The sequence below is a fragment of the Ruegeria atlantica genome (genome assembly GCF_947495585.1).
GTDB lineage: Bacteria > Pseudomonadota > Alphaproteobacteria > Rhodobacterales > Rhodobacteraceae > Ruegeria > Ruegeria atlantica_G.
This window is the reverse complement of the sequence record NZ_CANLZK010000002.1, coordinates 204,011-219,033: the sequence shown is the minus strand read 5'-3', so window position 1 is coordinate 219,033 and position 15,023 is coordinate 204,011. Positions and strand designations below refer to the sequence as shown.

General features: G+C 56.6%; 19 protein-coding genes. 10 read left to right on the top strand and 9 right to left on the bottom strand.

Features of this window, described 5'->3' with window-relative positions:
• Positions 1 to 14: 14 nt before the first annotated feature.
• Entirely contained in the window at positions 15 to 290 is a 276-nt protein-coding gene (locus QMP16_RS06845; protein WP_282151748.1) for a DUF1467 family protein, read from the top strand.
• A 3-nt stretch (positions 291 to 293) separates the two neighbouring features.
• On the opposite strand, the gene QMP16_RS06840 is transcribed toward QMP16_RS06845, so the two are convergent.
• Positions 294 to 992, bottom strand: coding sequence for an EI24 domain-containing protein (locus tag QMP16_RS06840; protein ID WP_282119006.1), 699 nt, complete (start codon positions 990 to 992; stop codon positions 294 to 296).
• Complete coding sequence (locus QMP16_RS06835; protein ID WP_282151747.1) at positions 989 to 1,567, bottom strand: nitroreductase family protein; 579 nt, start codon at positions 1,565 to 1,567, stop codon at positions 989 to 991. The genes QMP16_RS06840 and QMP16_RS06835 overlap by 4 nt, the downstream gene beginning before the upstream one ends.
• 138 nt (positions 1,568 to 1,705) lie before the next feature.
• Here QMP16_RS06835 and QMP16_RS06830 point away from each other — a divergent pair, with 138 nt between their 5' ends.
• The gene (locus QMP16_RS06830) at positions 1,706 to 1,981 is read left to right on the top strand and encodes a DUF167 domain-containing protein (RefSeq protein WP_282151746.1); all 276 of its coding nucleotides are present in this window, start codon (positions 1,706 to 1,708) and stop codon (positions 1,979 to 1,981) included.
• Here the strand turns inward: QMP16_RS06830 and QMP16_RS06825 are convergent.
• Positions 1,969 to 2,217, bottom strand: a complete 249-nt coding sequence (locus QMP16_RS06825) for a hypothetical protein (protein WP_058275565.1) — start codon at positions 2,215 to 2,217, stop codon at positions 1,969 to 1,971. The two genes, QMP16_RS06830 and QMP16_RS06825, sit on opposite strands and share 13 nt — an antisense overlap.
• Before the next feature lie 122 nt (positions 2,218 to 2,339).
• On the opposite strand from QMP16_RS06825, the gene QMP16_RS06820 reads away from it, so the two are divergent.
• From QMP16_RS06820 to QMP16_RS06805, 4 genes are all read left to right on the top strand, one after another.
• Entirely contained in the window at positions 2,340 to 3,047 is a 708-nt protein-coding gene (locus QMP16_RS06820) for a M48 family metallopeptidase (RefSeq protein WP_282151745.1), read from the top strand.
• The gene (locus QMP16_RS06815; RefSeq protein ID WP_282151744.1) at positions 3,044 to 3,418 is read left to right on the top strand and encodes a YigZ family protein; all 375 of its coding nucleotides are present in this window, start codon (positions 3,044 to 3,046) and stop codon (positions 3,416 to 3,418) included. The genes QMP16_RS06820 and QMP16_RS06815 overlap by 4 nt, the downstream gene beginning before the upstream one ends.
• Before the next feature lie 63 nt (positions 3,419 to 3,481).
• Positions 3,482 to 3,757 (top strand): DUF6455 family protein, encoded by a 276-nt coding sequence (locus QMP16_RS06810; protein WP_282151743.1) that lies wholly within the window; start codon positions 3,482 to 3,484, stop codon positions 3,755 to 3,757.
• A 66-nt stretch (positions 3,758 to 3,823) separates the two neighbouring features.
• Positions 3,824 to 4,084: a DUF6455 family protein gene (locus QMP16_RS06805; protein WP_058275569.1), complete on the top strand. Its 261-nt coding sequence runs from the start codon at positions 3,824 to 3,826 to the stop codon at positions 4,082 to 4,084.
• Here QMP16_RS06805 and QMP16_RS06800 read toward each other — a convergent pair whose 3' ends face one another.
• Positions 4,085 to 4,327 carry a CDGSH iron-sulfur domain-containing protein gene (locus tag QMP16_RS06800; RefSeq protein ID WP_058275570.1) on the bottom strand — a complete coding sequence of 81 codons (243 nt, stop codon included), beginning with the start codon at positions 4,325 to 4,327 and terminating at the stop codon, positions 4,085 to 4,087.
• 215 nt (positions 4,328 to 4,542) lie between these two features.
• Between QMP16_RS06800 and QMP16_RS06795 the strand changes: the two genes are divergently transcribed.
• Positions 4,543 to 4,731: a hypothetical protein gene (locus QMP16_RS06795; protein WP_058275732.1), complete on the top strand. Its 189-nt coding sequence runs from the start codon at positions 4,543 to 4,545 to the stop codon at positions 4,729 to 4,731.
• A gap of 609 nt (positions 4,732 to 5,340) precedes the next feature.
• Here QMP16_RS06795 and rimO read toward each other — a convergent pair.
• Complete coding sequence (gene rimO / locus QMP16_RS06790; RefSeq protein ID WP_282151742.1) at positions 5,341 to 6,729, bottom strand: 30S ribosomal protein S12 methylthiotransferase RimO; 1,389 nt, start codon at positions 6,727 to 6,729, stop codon at positions 5,341 to 5,343.
• Positions 6,730 to 6,822: 93 nt separating this feature from the next.
• Between rimO and QMP16_RS06785 the strand changes: the two genes are divergently transcribed.
• A complete protein-coding gene (locus tag QMP16_RS06785) occupies positions 6,823 to 8,772 on the top strand; it encodes an AsmA family protein (RefSeq protein ID WP_282151741.1) in 1,950 nt (649 codons plus the stop codon).
• Between the two features lie 56 nt (positions 8,773 to 8,828).
• Here the strand turns inward: QMP16_RS06785 and QMP16_RS06780 are convergent, their stop codons facing one another.
• The 4 genes from QMP16_RS06780 to QMP16_RS06765 are packed head-to-tail and all read right to left on the bottom strand — an operon-like array spanning position 8,829 to position 13,390.
• A complete protein-coding gene (locus QMP16_RS06780) occupies positions 8,829 to 10,325 on the bottom strand; it encodes a phosphomannomutase/phosphoglucomutase (RefSeq protein ID WP_282151740.1) in 1,497 nt (498 codons plus the stop codon).
• 14 nt (positions 10,326 to 10,339) lie between these two features.
• Positions 10,340 to 11,173, bottom strand: a complete 834-nt coding sequence (gene kdsA, locus QMP16_RS06775) for a 3-deoxy-8-phosphooctulonate synthase (protein ID WP_282151739.1) — start codon at positions 11,171 to 11,173, stop codon at positions 10,340 to 10,342.
• 5 nt (positions 11,174 to 11,178) lie between these two features.
• On the bottom strand, positions 11,179 to 12,753 hold the full coding sequence (locus tag QMP16_RS06770) for a capsule biosynthesis protein (protein ID WP_282151738.1): 1,575 nt from the start codon (positions 12,751 to 12,753) through the stop codon (positions 11,179 to 11,181).
• Entirely contained in the window at positions 12,731 to 13,390 is a 660-nt protein-coding gene (locus QMP16_RS06765; RefSeq protein ID WP_282151737.1) for an ABC transporter ATP-binding protein, read from the bottom strand. The genes QMP16_RS06770 and QMP16_RS06765 overlap by 23 nt, the downstream gene beginning before the upstream one ends.
• 230 nt (positions 13,391 to 13,620) lie before the next feature.
• Between QMP16_RS06765 and QMP16_RS06760 the strand changes: the two genes are divergently transcribed.
• A complete protein-coding gene (locus QMP16_RS06760) occupies positions 13,621 to 14,208 on the top strand; it encodes a uracil-DNA glycosylase family protein (protein ID WP_282151736.1) in 588 nt (195 codons plus the stop codon).
• Positions 14,201 to 14,989 (top strand): SseB family protein, encoded by a 789-nt coding sequence (locus QMP16_RS06755; protein WP_282151735.1) that lies wholly within the window; start codon positions 14,201 to 14,203, stop codon positions 14,987 to 14,989. The genes QMP16_RS06760 and QMP16_RS06755 overlap by 8 nt, the downstream gene beginning before the upstream one ends.
• Positions 14,990 to 15,023 lie beyond the last annotated feature (34 nt).

Genomic DNA, 15,023 nt, shown 5'->3' with positions numbered 1-15,023 from the left:
CCGGAGGGGATGAGATGTCGATTACTGGTGCGGCCGTTCTGTTCGCCGTGATCTGGTTCATGACCTTGCTGGTGGTGCTGCCAATCCGCATCAAGACGCAGGGCGATCTGGGTGATATCGTTCCGGGCACCCACGCGGGCGCACCGGAAGAGCATCACCTGAAGAAAAAGATGTGGATCACCACCGGTATCACGGTGGTGCTCTGGGCCATTGTAGCAGGCATCATCCTGTCCGGCGTGATTTCTGTGCGTGATTTCGACTGGTTGAACCAGCTGGAGCCGCGCGGCTGATCTTTAAGCCATAGGCCCTGATAGCTTGTGGTAGATATGGGTGAACGTTGCGACCCCAAGGATTGGGATCACAAGGTTCACCAGGGGCACGGATAGCGGGATCGCCATCAAAATGCCTGCCATCCATATGGTCGTTGCGTGTTTGGCGCGCAGCTTACGTGCACCTTCCCGACCCAACCTGCGCATGGCAGCCAACGTAAAGTATTCCCGTCCCAACAAGAAACCGTTCATGCCCCAGAAGATGAAGGGTGCGAGCGGAGTAAAGATCGCATAGAGGATCAGGGCCAGCAGATTGGCAACGACCAAAACGCCCATGAAGCTCAGCCCGTCGCGCAGGCTTTCGCTGAACGGAATGCCGGGAACAGTTGGCAAAGATGGGTAATGCTTGTCTTCGACAGCTTGCGCCACGTCTTCCAGAAACATCGACGTAATCGCCGAGGCCACTGGAACCATCAGAAATACGGGCAGGATCAGGACGACAAAGATGCCGGAATAGTTCAGCACGTCGTTCAGCCACGGCACGGCACCGATAAAGGGCAGAGAGATCTCGTTCCCCGACAGCCGGTTGATCAGCCAGATCGCCAATGCACAGGCGGCGATCAGCAAAACGATCGTCAGGCCAACGCCGCGCAACAGGACAGCCCGGAACTTTGGGTCGCCGATCTGTCCCAGCGCTGCAAAAAAGGCGTTGAGAATGGTCATTCCGAAACCCACTGCGTCAACCCATCCACGTCAGGGCGGGGTCTTTCGGGCGGTGCTTTGCCCTCGGTCGCGATATGGACCAGACCCGCGACGCGTTCGTTTTCTTGCAGCCCGAACGCCTTTTGGCAAAAGCCGCGGTCGTGGGTCTGCCAACCGGACAGCCAGTTTGCGCCCCAACCCGCAGCAAGCGCCGCGTTCAGCAAAGCCAGGCACACTGCGCCAGCGGAATAGGTCTGTTCGATTGCAGGGATTTTCGCGGAGGGTTTTTGAACCTCGATCACGGCGACCGCCAGATGGCCCATGTCGAACTGGTTGCGGGCCTTGGCTATGTCCTCAGCGGATTTACCCAGCGCCGAGCCACGTTCTTCGGTCAATTGCGCAAGGCGCGGCATGGCACTTTTCTCAAGCACGATAAAACGCCAGGGTTCCAGCTTGCCATGATCCGGGCTGCGTGCAGCGGCGGTCAGCAGGGGCAATAGCTGGTCCCGCGTGGGGGCGGGTTCAATCAGCGTTTTTGCAGGGCGCGACCGGCGCGATTGCAGAAACTCCAGAGCGGCCGGATTCTTCAAGGACATATGTTAACTTCCTTTACATAGGCGGTTGTGTATGTGGTTGAACATCTGGCGGGTTTCAAGGGCAAGTGGCTGGATGCAGGAGATCAATTTCACTCCCTGAGCGTTCGTGCAAGGGTGTTCAAGAAGAAGAGAGGGAAGATGGCTAAACTAAAGCTGCGAAATGTACCGGATCTGAGCGCGCGCGCCGTACCCGATGAAGGGATCGAGGTCCGGGTCACGCCGAAAGCTGCGAAGGATGGGATTTTGACCTATCAGGGAAACATTCGCATCTTCGTCACCGCGCCGCCCGAAAACGGCAAGGCAAACGAGGCGGTGCGTAACATATTGGCCGTGGCCATGGGGGTGGCACCGTCTACTCTGATCCTCAGGCGGGGGCAGGTGTCGCGTGACAAGGTATTTGTCTATTTACCCTGATCCGGTGTTTCCCGGATTTGGTACACGCCTTCCGGCAAGTCCAAAGCCGCCGCCAGATCGCGAACCTGTTCAGGAGACAACGTGATCCTCTGAATCTGATCCGTGCGCGGGTCCAATTGCTCAAGCGTCACACATTCGGCGAAGCTGTTGATGACGACATCCTCTTGCAAAGGCTTTGGGCCTTCGTCCACCAGAGTAATGACTGTCGAGTCGAATTCATGCTCAATCGAAAACATGAAAGCAGAGTGCAGGTCAGCCGAAGGCAATGCAACCCGTACCTTGCCAATCGGGCTGTGGTGATTGGCGCGGCTCCGCGCTATGGTCGTGAAAACGGGCCAACCGTTTCAAAGGATTATGAATGTATCGTCTGATCTGTTTGTTTCTCCCTCTTTTTCTGGCGGCCTGTAGTGCTGGCGAGATGCGGTTGCAGCCTGCGACCCAATGGTCGGGGACCTTGGGTGAGTATCAGGTAGAGGCGGCCGCGGTTCGTGATGTCAGCCGCTCCATTGGCAAGGAAGCCCGGGCAGAGTGTCTGAAGCGGGCCAAAGTCAAAAATTGCGAATTCACTGTTCTTGTTGATCTCAATCCACAAGCGGAAGCGAATGCGTTTCAGACATTGGATAACAAGGGACAGCCGGTGATCATAATGACCCGATCTATGATTCAGTCGGCGCAAAATCCAGATGAGCTGGCTTTTGTACTCGGGCACGAGACTGCTCATCATCTGCTGCGTCACATTCCGCGCCAGGCCGAAAACGCACAGGAAAGCGCAGTCATTTTCAACAATCTGGGCAAGCTCTTTGGAGAAGAGGGCGAAGACCTGGAGCGTACACAGAAAATTGGTGCGGAAGTGGGTGTGCAATTGAACGTTAAGGCCTTCGAGCTTGAGGCTGACCAGTTGGGCACAATCATTACCCACAATGCAGGATATAACCCGTTGATTGGTGCAAAGTATTTTGACCGCATCCCGGACCCGGAGGACAGTTTTCTGGCGTCACATCCGCCGAATGCGCAGCGTGTGCAGATGGTTCAGAACACGGCCCGAAAACTTGGGCTGACGCAATGACCCAAATAACAAGGCTGGGCGTAATCCTGACGGATCGTGGATCGAAATACGCGGTGTCGGGTGCTGCTGTGCAAACGCGCGAGGACGTGGATGCCGTGCTGCAAGACCTCAAGTCCGACAAAGCCTATGCCAAGGCGACGCACAATACCTGGGCGGCGATCTTGCCGACAGGGGCTCTCAAGGCTGACGACGGAGAAAGCGGTGCCGGAATGGTCATCCTGCGCATGCTCGAAAGGGCTGGACTGGGGGGCCACGTCATCATTGTCACTCGCTGGTACGGGGGCAAAAAATTAGGCGGTGACCGCTTTCGCAGGGTGCAGGACGCCACCCGCGCCTATCTGGACCATATCGGCTACCGGGTCTTGACCTGAGTCAAATGCCTGTTCGGGCCGGTGCGCTATCCTGTCAGAACTGTGCGACAGGGAGACAGGGCAATGCTTGGCAAAAATACTCTGAAACGACATGCGGAACTGGTCGACCAGATGGCAACCCACGTCGGGGTCGATCTGGAGGATGCGGCCATAGGCGGTGATGTCTCGATTGACCAGATCTCTGATGCGGTCCTGCGTTGCAGTGATTGTTCGAACCCGGATCATTGTGCGCAATTTCTGGCACAATCTGCCCAAGGCCAGAAAACCCCGGAATACTGCAGGAACACGTCCCTGTTTGACCGCCTCACTTCGCTATCGGAAAGCAAAATCGACGGCTAGGAATAATCATGCCCCGCCATCGCCGCGTTTGACGGCGCTTTGTGCAAACAAAAGGCAGATCTGCCAATGACCCGAGACAATCTGGGCGACGTGGAGAAACACTTTTGGCTAACCCGGTCGGTGGCCAGATGTATGGATGTTTCGTTGACCGAAGCGATGGCCGAGGGGCGGTTGACCACCAATGGTTATGCGGAGATCGTGACGCGCTGTCGTGCCTCTGGGTGCAGCGACCAATGCGAATTGTGGCTGTCGAAACAACAGGTCAAAGCCGATTCGGCCCCTGAATTCTGCGCGAATGCGGAAACGCTGAACGCTTTGAAGACTTAGTCAGAGCTTGGAATGCGAACCGTCGCACAGCGGCGGATTGGCCGTTTGTTTGCACCCGCAAAAGAACACCTTCTTGCTGGTCTCGGCAGTAAACTTCACCGGTTCAAACTGGGTTCCCTTGTGTGAACCATCGCAGAAGGGCTGACGCTCTGACTTGCCACAGGCACACCAGAAATAGGTTTTCCCTTCGGTCACTTCGACCGGGTAGGGGGCTTTTTGGGCAGGTTTCGGCTGATCTGACATGTGGCTGCTCCGCTTTTGGCTAATGTCGTGAAACAACTATAAGGCCTTCGCGCGGGGCGTGTAGAGCGCTTATGTTTCTTTATGTAAGCAGCATGGTTTTGCCGCTCTCACGAATCTGTGATTGATTTTGTTGCAATAATATCAACGAGGTCGTATTTTGAGACTGGCCCCAGATAATAGGGCAATATGAGAAAATTTTTAGAGGAATGACGGACATGAAACTTAAATTTGCTGCCGTTAGCGCAATTGCCCTGGTTCTAGCTGCATGCTCGCAGCAGGAAGAGCCGACGCCGGTTTACATCACGCCTGAATACGACAAGTTCGGCACACCGAGCTGCCCGGCTGGAACCGAGCTGGCCACGACCGAAGCGGGACAGACCATCTGTAACCCGGTCGCACAATAAGAATTCCGCGGGCGGTCTTGGTTGGGCCGCCCGCTTACTCAACACAGCCGACCGCCCTTGTTGGGCGGTTTTTTTATGTCCGCTTCATGCCGACGCGGGCTCGGATCTGAATGCACCGAAAATGGGCAATCATCGCCTCACCAGTCGTCAATATCCGTGTCCAAATGACTTGCGGTGATAGTGTTGACGCTTTGACCCGTACCGTGGGGCATAAAGGTAGCGATAGGATTTCTTTTTTAGCTTTTGCTGAACGTAGGGCGCGTTCTTAGGAACCGGTTTTGGGTGGTAGACTTTGGGTGTGTGGACTTTCGGAGAGTAATAGTGCCGGTGAATGCGGATATTATTGCGGCTATGAGCATTCTGCGAATTTGACCCAACAACAATTTGGCCGCTCGTTCCAACGGTGATGCTGCCTGCGGTAGCCGGGAAGGCAAAAAGTTGGGACGCAAGTATCGCGGCCATGCAATTGAAAGAGATTGCACGAAAGTATGCCATGAAAACCCTCCTTCTAGCGAGTTGAGGATTTCATTCATGGTCCGGGAAAATCCCGTCTCAAGCCAATAAACTTAAATCACGCTCTGCCTATCGAGGGTGAACGGCACATTAGGCTTAGGTGCGTGTGCCCCATAAATCGTATTCGCCGGCCTCATCGATCTCGACCGACACGATGTCACCAGGCTTCAGGTCATCAAAACCCTCATCGATGAACAGATTCCCGTCGATCTCGGGCGCGTCTGCCTTGGTGCGGCACGTGGCGGCTTCGTCATCAATCTCGTCCACGATTACATCGATGGTCTGGCCGACTTTGGCGGCCAGCTTAGCCTCGGAGATGGCCTGCGCTTTTTCCATAAAACGATCCCAGCGCTCTTGCTTGACCTCGGCAGGGACATGATCAGGTAGATCATTCGAACGTGCACCGTCGACGTTTTCGTATTGAAAACAGCCGACACGATCCAGCTGCGCCTCGTCCATCCAATCCAGAAGGGTCTGGAATTCAGCCTCAGTTTCACCCGGGTAACCGACGATAAAGGTCGACCGCAGGGTGATGTCTGGGCAGGTTGTGCGCCATGCGGCGATCTCGTCCAAAGTTTTGGCCGCCGCCGCCGGGCGCGCCATGCGTTTCAGAACGTCCGGATGGGCATGCTGGAACGGAATATCCAGATAGGGCAGGATGTTGCATCCGGCGTCGGCCATCAGGGGGATCAACTCGCGCACATGCGGGTAGGGGTAGACGTAATGGAGCCGAACCCAGGCATCCAACTGCCCCAGCTCACGCGCCAGATCAGTGATGTGGCTGCGCACCTCGCGGTCCTTCCACGGGTTCACGTCATACTTCCGGTCCAACCCATAGGCGGATGTATCCTGCGAGATCACCAGCAATTCACGCACGCCGTTGTCGACCAGTTTTTCTGCTTCGCGCAGTACAGCATGTGCCGGACGGCTGGCGAGTTTCCCACGCATGTCGGGGATGATGCAGAACTTGCATTTGTGGTTACAGCCCTCGGATATCTTGAGATAGCTGTAATGGCGGGGGGTCAACTGTACGCTTGCAGCGGGCAGCAGGTCCATAAACGGGTCAGGATCGGGCGGCACGGCCGCATGCACCGCATCCAGCACCTGCTCGTATTGGTGCGGGCCGGTGACGGCCATGATGCGCGGGTGATGTTCGCGAATATAATCCGGTTCCGCACCCAGACAGCCGGTCACAATGACTTTGCCATTCTCCACCAATGCCTCACCAATTGCGTCTAGCGACTCGGCCTTGGCACTGTCGAGAAACCCGCAGGTATTCACGATCACGGCATCCGCGCCTGAATAGTCGGGCGAGATGCCGTATCCTTCGGCACGCAGGCGCGTCAGAATGCGCTCACTATCGACCAGGGCCTTGGGGCAGCCCAAAGAGACCATACCGATGGTCGGCTGGTTCGAACGTGGCGTCTCGGGCATCCGGGCGGCAGGCGCCAGGTCGGGGCGGAGGTTTGGCGGGTTCGTTGTCATTGCGCGGCATATAGTGGGGAACGCTTCCCCTTGCAAATGCGGCGCAGGCTTTGGATGATCTTTTTAACGCATGAAAAAGGCGGAGAGCAGAATATGAAGTGGCTGTTGCGCATAGTTTTCCTGTTGGTGGCGGTTTTTGGCTTGGTCATCGGGGCCTTGCTGCTGATGCCCGGCGACAAGCTGGCCACCATATTGGCCGAGCAGGTCCGCACCCAGACCGGGCGTGACCTGAAGCTTACGGGTAATGTGAACCTGTCTTTCTGGCCCGTGCTGGGGCTGGAAACCGGTCCGGTGACTTTTGGAAATGCACAATGGGCCGGTCCTGAACCAATGCTGAGCGCCGAAAGCCTGGCCGTGGGGGTTGATGCTGCCGCGCTGATTTCTGGGGACCTGCGCATCAAACGGGTGATCGCCGATAATCCGGTTCTGCGGTTGGAACTTTCGGATGGGCGCGGGAATTGGGAGCTTTCGGCACCCGCAAACGCAGCCTCGGTAGGCGCCACAAGCGGCGCGGCACCGCAAGGACAGCAGGGCGAGGTGACGCTGGATCATCTGAAGCTGACGAACGCGCGCTTGGTCTACATCGAAAATGGCGCGACTAAGTTCGATTTTGCCAATGTCAATCTGACGGCCAGTTGGCCGAACGTTTCAGCGCCTCTGCAGGTTCAGGCTCAGATGGCGGTGCCCGGGGGGGCGGTCGATGTCGACCTCAAGATTCAAGATCTGCCAGCTTACGCGTCCGGCGCGGTAACGCCGCTGGATCTGACCATGACCGCGCCTGGGGGAGAGTTTGGGTTTGTCGGGCGGGTCAATCTGGCTGGTGAAATGGATGGCAGATTGCTGGCCAAAACGACGAACACGGAACGTATGCTGGCTGCTTTTGGTCAGGCCGGTGTTGGGGTGCCATTGGGACTGGGGCGCGAGGCCGATGTGGCCGGGCAAATGACCTATACCAGCGATGGTCGGATTTCGCTGCGCAACTTGGTGGCGTTGCTGGATAATAATCGCCTGACTGGTGAGGCAGATATCGTTATCTCGGACCCGCCGCAGATTACCGCACGGCTGGAAGGCGGTGACCTAGATCTTACTCAATTCAATGATACGCCTGGTGGCGCTGGCGGAGGGTCGGCGCCGTCGCCTGACCAAGGGTGGTCGACCACCCCGATTGATGCGTCTGCGCTGGCCTTGGCGAATGGCAAAATCCGCCTCAAAGCCAATTCCATTGCCGTACCGGGTCTGACGCTGGGACCCAGCGATCTGACGCTTAACCTTGATCGATCCAGAGCGGTTCTTCAGATGAACCCTGCCACATTGTTTTCAGGGCATCTGAACGGGCAAGTGGTTGCCAACAATCGGAACGGTTTGTCGGTCGGCGGCAATCTGACCGCGGATGGCATGGACGTACAGCAAGCTCTGTCCGCCCTTGGCGGGATCGAGCGGTTGTCCGGCACCGGATCAGGGTCGTTTGAGTTTCTGGGAGTTGGACAAACCGAGGATCAGATCATGCGCTCGCTCAGCGGCAAGGGCCGTGTGGACGTGGGCAAGGGCGTAATCTCGGGGTTTGACCTGGACCGCCTGATGGGCCGCAGCGGGGGCGAGCGCGGCACAACCGTGTTCAACAGCTTGTCTGCCAGCTTCACCATGGATCAAGGGGTGTTGTGGAACAACGACCTGTTGATGTCTCTGGATAACTTCCGGGCCGACGGTTCCGGTCGCGTCGGAATCGGCAACCGCGACATCGACTATCTTTTCACACCTGTTGCGCTGCGCGCGAATTCGGGTAACGGCATTGCAGTGCCAGTGAAAATCGTCGGGCCGTGGAGCAACCCGTCGATCAAGCCGGATCTAACCAAAGTCATCGAAGCTGTTGCTGAAGGAAAGGCCAAAGAGCTTGAAGATGAGGCCAAGCAAAAAGTTTTGGACAAGGTCGGGGACGAGCTGAATACGACGATTACGGACAGCGATCAGATCGAAGACGCGATCAAAAACAAACTGGAAGACGAAGTGAACAAGGGGCTGTTGAAGCTGTTTGGCGGCAACTAAAAAGCGCCAATACGCAAGGGCGCCGGGGCAGAAGGTGCCCCGAAACGCAGTAGCACTTAGATGGTCTGATCGTAGTCGCCCACACCGGGTTCCGTGCGAATGACCGCGTCGATATCGGCAAAGATTGCGCGCATTTCATCCTCGCTTTCGCTGCTTTCGCAGACCACGACAAGGTTCGGAGTGTTCGAGGATGCGCGCACCAGACCCCAGCTGCCATTGTCCAGAATGACACGGGCGCCGTTGACGGTGACGACCTCTTTAATCGCGCGACCGGCAAAACTGTCTCCGGTATCAGCTTTTGCAACCAGCTTGTCGACCAGCCGCTGAAGAATGTCATATTTCTCTGTATCGGCGGCATAGGGTGACATGGTCGGCGTAGACCAGGTTTTTGGCAGCGCCTTGCGCAAGTCCGACATTCTTTGATCCGGGTTGCGATCCATCAGCTTGCAGATCTCAACGGCGACGCGCATCCCGCAGTCGTAGCCGCGCCCGATAGGTTCAGCCAGAAAGTAATGACCAGACTTCTCAAAGCCGGCCAGCGCATTGATCTCTTTGACCCGACGCTTCATGTGGCTGTGCCCGGTCTTCCAATAATCCGCTTTGACACCAAGGGCCTGCAGTTCGGGGTCGCTGGCAAACAGACCAGTGGATTTCACATCTGCCACAAAGGTCGAGTTCGGATACAATTTGGCCAGATCACGGGCCATGATCACTCCGACCTTATCGGCGAAGATCTCTTCCCCCTCATCATCCACAACACCGCAGCGATCGCCGTCGCCGTCAAAGCCCAGAGCCAGATCGGCACCGCTGGCTTTCACAGAGGCGGACATGTCGTGCAACATCTCCATAGCCTCGGGGTTGGGGTTATAGTGGGGGAAAGTATAATCCAATTGGGTATGGCTGGGCACCATTTCGACGCCAATGCGCTCGAAAATCTCAGGCGCAAAGGCCGAAGCCGTTCCATTACCAGTTGCGCACACGACTTTCAGGGGGCGGGACATTTTGAAATCGCCGACCAGATCGTCGATGTAGGCTTCTTTTACACCATCAACGAATTCGTATGTTCCGCCTTCATGCGGGGTGCCTTCACCGTTCAGGACGATGTCGCGGAGCTCTGACATCTCGTCGGGGCCGTGTGTCAAAGGACGATCAAAGCCCATCTTGACGCCGGTCCAGCCGTTAGGGTTGTGGCTGGCTGTGACCATGGCCACGGCCGGCACATCCAGATGGAATTGCGCGAAATAGGCCATCGGGCTGAGCGCGGGGCCAATGTCCTTGACCTGAATGCCAGCCTGCATCAGACCCAGGATCAGCGCGTTTTTGATCGACAGCGAGTAGTCGCGGTAGTCGTTGCCCACCGCAATCACCGGTTCGATCCCACGTTTGCGCATCTGTGTGCCCAGACCCAAGCCAAGCGCGGTCATGCCGGGCAGGTTGATCTCTTCCGGGTATTTCCAGCGCGCGTCATATTCGCGAAAGCCGGTTGGCTTGATCATCGGATCGCGCAGAAAACTCCAGGTGTTCGGGGTCACCTCGGGGATGGGTTTGGTCATGCTATTGCTCTTACTCAAATCTGTATAGGATTGGCTTTGGCCAATGCATCAAAGCGCATCAAAGTGTCAATCAATTGAGGCATTTGGTCCAGATAGATCATGTTAGGCCCGTCTGACGGAGACTTGTCCGGGTCTTCGTGTGTTTCAATAAAAACAGCACCCACGCCGATGGCGGCAGCTGCGCGCGCCATCACCGGAGCAAATTCACGCTGACCGCCGGTCGAACCTCCAAGCCCTGCAGGCTGCTGAACCGAGTGGGTTGCGTCCATAACAACCGGATAGCCCGTCGCCGCCATCTGCGGGAGCGAGCGCATATCTGTCACCAAGGTGTTGTACCCAAACGAGGTGCCACGTTCTGTCAGCAGAATATTCGAGTTTCCAACACTCTCGATCTTGGCGACAATGTTCGCCATATCCCATGGTGCCAGAAATTGCCCTTTTTTGACATTGATCGCTGCGCCTGTTTGGGCTGCGGCCAACACCAAGTCGGTTTGACGGCACAAAAGTGCGGGAATCTGCAAAACATCACAAACACTGGCCGCGTCTGAGCATTGCTCTGGCGTATGTACGTCAGTCAGGACAGGCACCCCAATTTGTTTTTTTACACCTTCCAGAATGTCCAATCCTTTGGCAATTCCGGGTCCACGGACACCTGAAACTGAGGTGCGGTTTGCCTTGTCATACGAGGCCTTAAAAACATACTGCGCACCGGCGGCATCACAGGCTTCTTTCATTTTGCCTGCGATCATCTGCGCATGATCCGCGCTTTCAAGTTGGCAGGGGCCAGCAATGATCGTCAGAGGCAGATCATTGCCGACCGTGAGATCGGAGATTTTTACATGTTTCATGTGTCTTACGAGGATACCTGTTCACGAAGGACCGACGCGGTAAGCGAGATCAACAGGTAGATACCAGCAAACAACAGAAAAGCCAAAATCGTATTTTCGAACTTGCGCGGATAGGTGGGTTCCTGACTTGGCACCGGCCTCACGGACACTGTCAGATAACGCACTTTGCGGTTTGCTTCAGTCCGTGTGGTTTCCATTTGCTGCATAGCTGTCTGCAGTATCATATCCCTGGCAACAAGATCGGCCTGGGCCATCTGAATTCGTAAACTGAGCCGGGCAAGCGAGTTTTCGCCTGCAGACACATCCAGCATTTCCGCGTTAAGTTCTGCCAACACAGCCTCAAATCGCGCGATGTCCGCACGGGCACCATCCACCTTGGCCTGGTTCGGACGACGATTGTCCAGCAATGCGGCCAATTGTAGTTCTTTGTCCTGAATCTGCGTTTCCATGGCGTCGATGCGGCCACGCAAGCTGGCGATGACGTTCTGAGGGTCCAGCAGCGCTCCTTGAATCTGAAGTTCGATCAGATCTTCCTGCGCTTTTCTGCGTTCCTTCTGAGCCATTTCAAAACCATCCAGCGCATCGCGCATCTGGTCTTCACGCTTGAGTTCTGTAAGCCCGTTTATGGTTTCTTCGGCGTAGGACAGAAGACGGTCAGAGATGGCCACCGAAATCTGCGGATCAGGGGCCGCGACTTCCATCCGGATAATTCCGTCGCTCGGGTCGTATCCGATGGTGATCATGCGTCGGAAGAGCTTGTAGGCCTCTTCCAGCGTGGCATCCGGCGAAAGCCGTTGAATAGGATCGATCCACTCCTGCTTGAAAATTTCTTCAAAGCCCATGTCACGCTCAAGCCTCAGCAAGGCATCTTTGGACTCTAGAAATTCCTGTGTGGCGACAGAATCTTGCGCGGTGGCGTATTGTGTGCCCGCCAAAAACCCGCCAAACGATGCCCCGCCGCCATCCGCCTGAAGGATCGAGAAGGCCGAGTCGCTGGCGTACATGGGCGTCGCCACGCGGTAGAAATAGAACCCGACAATAAAGGTGGGCAGAAAGACGAAAACCGCCAGGCGGGCAAACAGGGCAAGCAGTTTGCGGCGGCGGCGGCGGGCGATGTCTTTCTGTATCTCGCCAATTTCAAACTCGCGCCGTTGCGTAGGGGACATCTCGGGCCCGGGCAGGGTCCTTCCACCTTCGCTGACCGTTTGCGGCAAATGAATTGTGACCTTGTCCTTGGTCTGATCCTCGGTCTGCGTCGTTTCACCCGCCATCCCCAGTAAATTGGCGCGATGAAACGGATCGATGCCATTTTGGCGCAGCAAACGCACCGCATCATAGTCCGAGGTCGCCTCCAGGCCGTTCTTTTGCGCCAGTCTGCGTGCCATCCGCAATTGGCGCCCGGTCAGCCCCTCACGTTTGATGGCGTCAATCTCGGTATTGGACTCTGAGTCATTGGCCGCAGCGGGTGGCCGCGTCGCGTTGCGAATGCGCGAAATGGCGTCAGCGCGGTCTTCTTGCGTTCCCGCATTGCTGCGTTTGCGGCGCCAGTTGTAGATGCTAGCCTTGGGTTTGGTAGTCATATAGCTGCTTTGCCTCTTCCAAGGTGTCGAACATATAAAGCTGGCCATCCATCAAAACGGCAGCCTCTTGTGCAAATTTCTCCAGCACGGCGGGACTGTGTGACACGATCACCAATGTTGTCGTGCGTAGTTTTTCCCGAAGGATGTCGCCGGCCTTCCTGTTAAATTCAACATCAGTCGACGCCGGCATCCCTTCGTCAATCAGGTACATGTCGAAATCCAGAGCTAACATCAAAGCAAACGTAAAGCGCCCCTTCATACCGCTGGAGTAAGTGGCCAGGGGTTGGTCGAAATACTCCCCCAATCCGCATAGCCATTTGCAGTAGGCTTCGACATAATCGGGGTCCATCCCGTAGATGTTGGCGACGTAGCGCGCATTTTCCAGGGCGGACAGTTTGTTTGCGACCCCTCCGGTGAAACCCATAGGAAAAGACACCCGGCAGGACTTTCGAATCACGCCTTCATCGGGCTTTTCCAGACCTGCCATCATATTGATCAAGGTGGTCTTGCCGGTTCCGTTAGGTGCAAGAATGCCAATCGAACGGCCCAGTTGGACCCGAAACGAGACACTGTCCAGGATCACCTTGCGGCGTGTCCCGGTCCAGAAGGACTTACTGACATTTTCAAACTCAAGCATTGAGGGCCTGCCGCTTGCACCATTCTAAAAGTACCGGATGTGCCGGTAATCGGGTTGTTATCCTACGTTTTATGTGGGCCATATTATGTCGAGTTTTAGTGGCAATGATCAATGCACCGGCACGTGTGCTGTTGGTAATGTGACTTTTCCATCGGTTGGACCCACGCATTGCGTTGACTATCTTTCAGGGTGACCGTCAACCAATTTGATGCAGGAAACCTTGCCATCTGATGAATTCGCTACAGAAAGAAATCTCGGCCTGCCGTATTTGCGCGGATAGATTTGCCGCGACAGAGACCGCGCATCAGCCGCGCCCAGTGGTCTGGTTTCAGCCGGGAACGCCGATTTTGGTTGCCGGTCAGGCCCCTGGCGCACGGGTGCATGAGTCGGGCCGACCGTTCACCGATCCGTCCGGAGATCGCTTACGGGACTGGCTTGGGGTGGATGAAGCCGTGTTCTACGATCGGTCACAGGTTTCGATCGTGCCGATGGCTTTTTGTTTTCCGGGGTATGATACGCGCAAGGCGGATTTGCCGCCGCCCCCCGTCTGCGGGCAAACCTGGCACAACAAAGTCATGCAAACCCTGGGGGAAATACCCCTGACTATTTTGGTGGGTGGGCACGCTCATAAATACCACCTGCATGTGCGCAGCTCGGTGACGGAAACGGTTCGCAACTGGCGGGACCATGCGCCGCGGGTCTTTGCCTTGCCTCATCCCTCGTGGCGGAATACGGCATGGATGAAGAAAAACCCGTGGTTCCAGACCGACCTTCTGCCGGTTCTGCGTGCACGGGTGCAAGAGGTTCTGAATGACTGAAACCACGGCTATGGACACTGCCTACGCCGCAATGACTGCCGCCCCACAAGATGATGCAGCGCGATTGCGGTTCTTCGAACGGCTTGCCGACAGCGAGCTGTTTCTGATGCTGACAGAAGAGGCGAAGGGCGAAAACATCTCACCCGAGTTGTTCGACGTCGCCGATGGGCGCTTTGTGCTGGCCTTTGACCGAGAGGACCGGTTGGCGCAGTTTGCCGAACGTCCTGTCCCTTATGTGGCGCTTTCGGGCCGGGTGTTGTCCTCCATGCTCGCGGGGCAAGGGATTGGGCTGGGCCTCAACCTCGAAGTTGCGCCGTCCTCTATGCTGATCCCGTCCGAGGCGCTGGGCTGGCTGGCGGAAACTCTGCAACATGAGCCAGAGGAGGTTCAGCAACGGTTGGCAGAGTTCTTGCCCCCTGCGGGCCTGCCCGACGATCTGTTGACCGCGCTAGACGCAAAACTTGCCACCGCAGTTGGGCTGGCGGAAGCTGCATATTTGGTGGGAACGAAGTCCGAAGGCGGCGGTTCCGGTCACCTGCTTGGGTTCATTGGTGCGGTAGAAGGGGCAGAGCCCGCACTGGCCAAGGCCGCGTCCGAGGCGCTGACGTTTTCCGGGATTGAGGCCGGGGCAATGGATGTCGGGTTCTTCGGTGCACACGATCAGGCTGCTGCCTCATTGGCGCGGATCGGTTTGCGGTTCGATCTGCCACAGCCAGAGGCGCGTGTTGTCGCGCAGACGACACCCGGCAGCAACCCGGATAAACCGCCTATTCTGAGGTAGGAAAAAAGCCCCGCGCACAACTGATCTGCGGGGC

Excerpts from the sequence above, each read along its gene's own strand:
- QMP16_RS06845 (WP_282151748.1), top strand. The coding sequence starts at position 15 with ATGTCGATTACTGGTGCGGCCGTTCTGTTCGCCGTGATCTGGTTCATG.
- QMP16_RS06840 (WP_282119006.1), bottom strand. The coding sequence starts at position 992 with ATGACCATTCTCAACGCCTTTTTTGCAGCGCTGGGACAGATCGGCGAC.
- QMP16_RS06835 (WP_282151747.1), bottom strand. The coding sequence starts at position 1,567 with ATGTCCTTGAAGAATCCGGCCGCTCTGGAGTTTCTGCAATCGCGCCGG.
- QMP16_RS06830 (WP_282151746.1), top strand. The coding sequence starts at position 1,706 with ATGGCTAAACTAAAGCTGCGAAATGTACCGGATCTGAGCGCGCGCGCC.
- QMP16_RS06825 (WP_058275565.1), bottom strand. The coding sequence starts at position 2,217 with ATGTTTTCGATTGAGCATGAATTCGACTCGACAGTCATTACTCTGGTG.
- QMP16_RS06820 (WP_282151745.1), top strand. The coding sequence starts at position 2,340 with ATGTATCGTCTGATCTGTTTGTTTCTCCCTCTTTTTCTGGCGGCCTGT.
- QMP16_RS06815 (WP_282151744.1), top strand. The coding sequence starts at position 3,044 with ATGACCCAAATAACAAGGCTGGGCGTAATCCTGACGGATCGTGGATCG.
- QMP16_RS06810 (WP_282151743.1), top strand. The coding sequence starts at position 3,482 with ATGCTTGGCAAAAATACTCTGAAACGACATGCGGAACTGGTCGACCAG.
- QMP16_RS06805 (WP_058275569.1), top strand. The coding sequence starts at position 3,824 with ATGACCCGAGACAATCTGGGCGACGTGGAGAAACACTTTTGGCTAACC.
- QMP16_RS06800 (WP_058275570.1), bottom strand. The coding sequence starts at position 4,327 with ATGTCAGATCAGCCGAAACCTGCCCAAAAAGCCCCCTACCCGGTCGAA.
- QMP16_RS06795 (WP_058275732.1), top strand. The coding sequence starts at position 4,543 with ATGAAACTTAAATTTGCTGCCGTTAGCGCAATTGCCCTGGTTCTAGCT.
- rimO (WP_282151742.1), bottom strand. The coding sequence starts at position 6,729 with ATGACAACGAACCCGCCAAACCTCCGCCCCGACCTGGCGCCTGCCGCC.
- QMP16_RS06785 (WP_282151741.1), top strand. The coding sequence starts at position 6,823 with ATGAAGTGGCTGTTGCGCATAGTTTTCCTGTTGGTGGCGGTTTTTGGC.
- QMP16_RS06780 (WP_282151740.1), bottom strand. The coding sequence starts at position 10,325 with ATGACCAAACCCATCCCCGAGGTGACCCCGAACACCTGGAGTTTTCTG.
- kdsA (WP_282151739.1), bottom strand. The coding sequence starts at position 11,173 with ATGAAACATGTAAAAATCTCCGATCTCACGGTCGGCAATGATCTGCCT.
- QMP16_RS06770 (WP_282151738.1), bottom strand. The coding sequence starts at position 12,753 with ATGACTACCAAACCCAAGGCTAGCATCTACAACTGGCGCCGCAAACGC.
- QMP16_RS06765 (WP_282151737.1), bottom strand. The coding sequence starts at position 13,390 with ATGCTTGAGTTTGAAAATGTCAGTAAGTCCTTCTGGACCGGGACACGC.
- QMP16_RS06760 (WP_282151736.1), top strand. The coding sequence starts at position 13,621 with ATGAATTCGCTACAGAAAGAAATCTCGGCCTGCCGTATTTGCGCGGAT.
- QMP16_RS06755 (WP_282151735.1), top strand. The coding sequence starts at position 14,201 with ATGACTGAAACCACGGCTATGGACACTGCCTACGCCGCAATGACTGCC.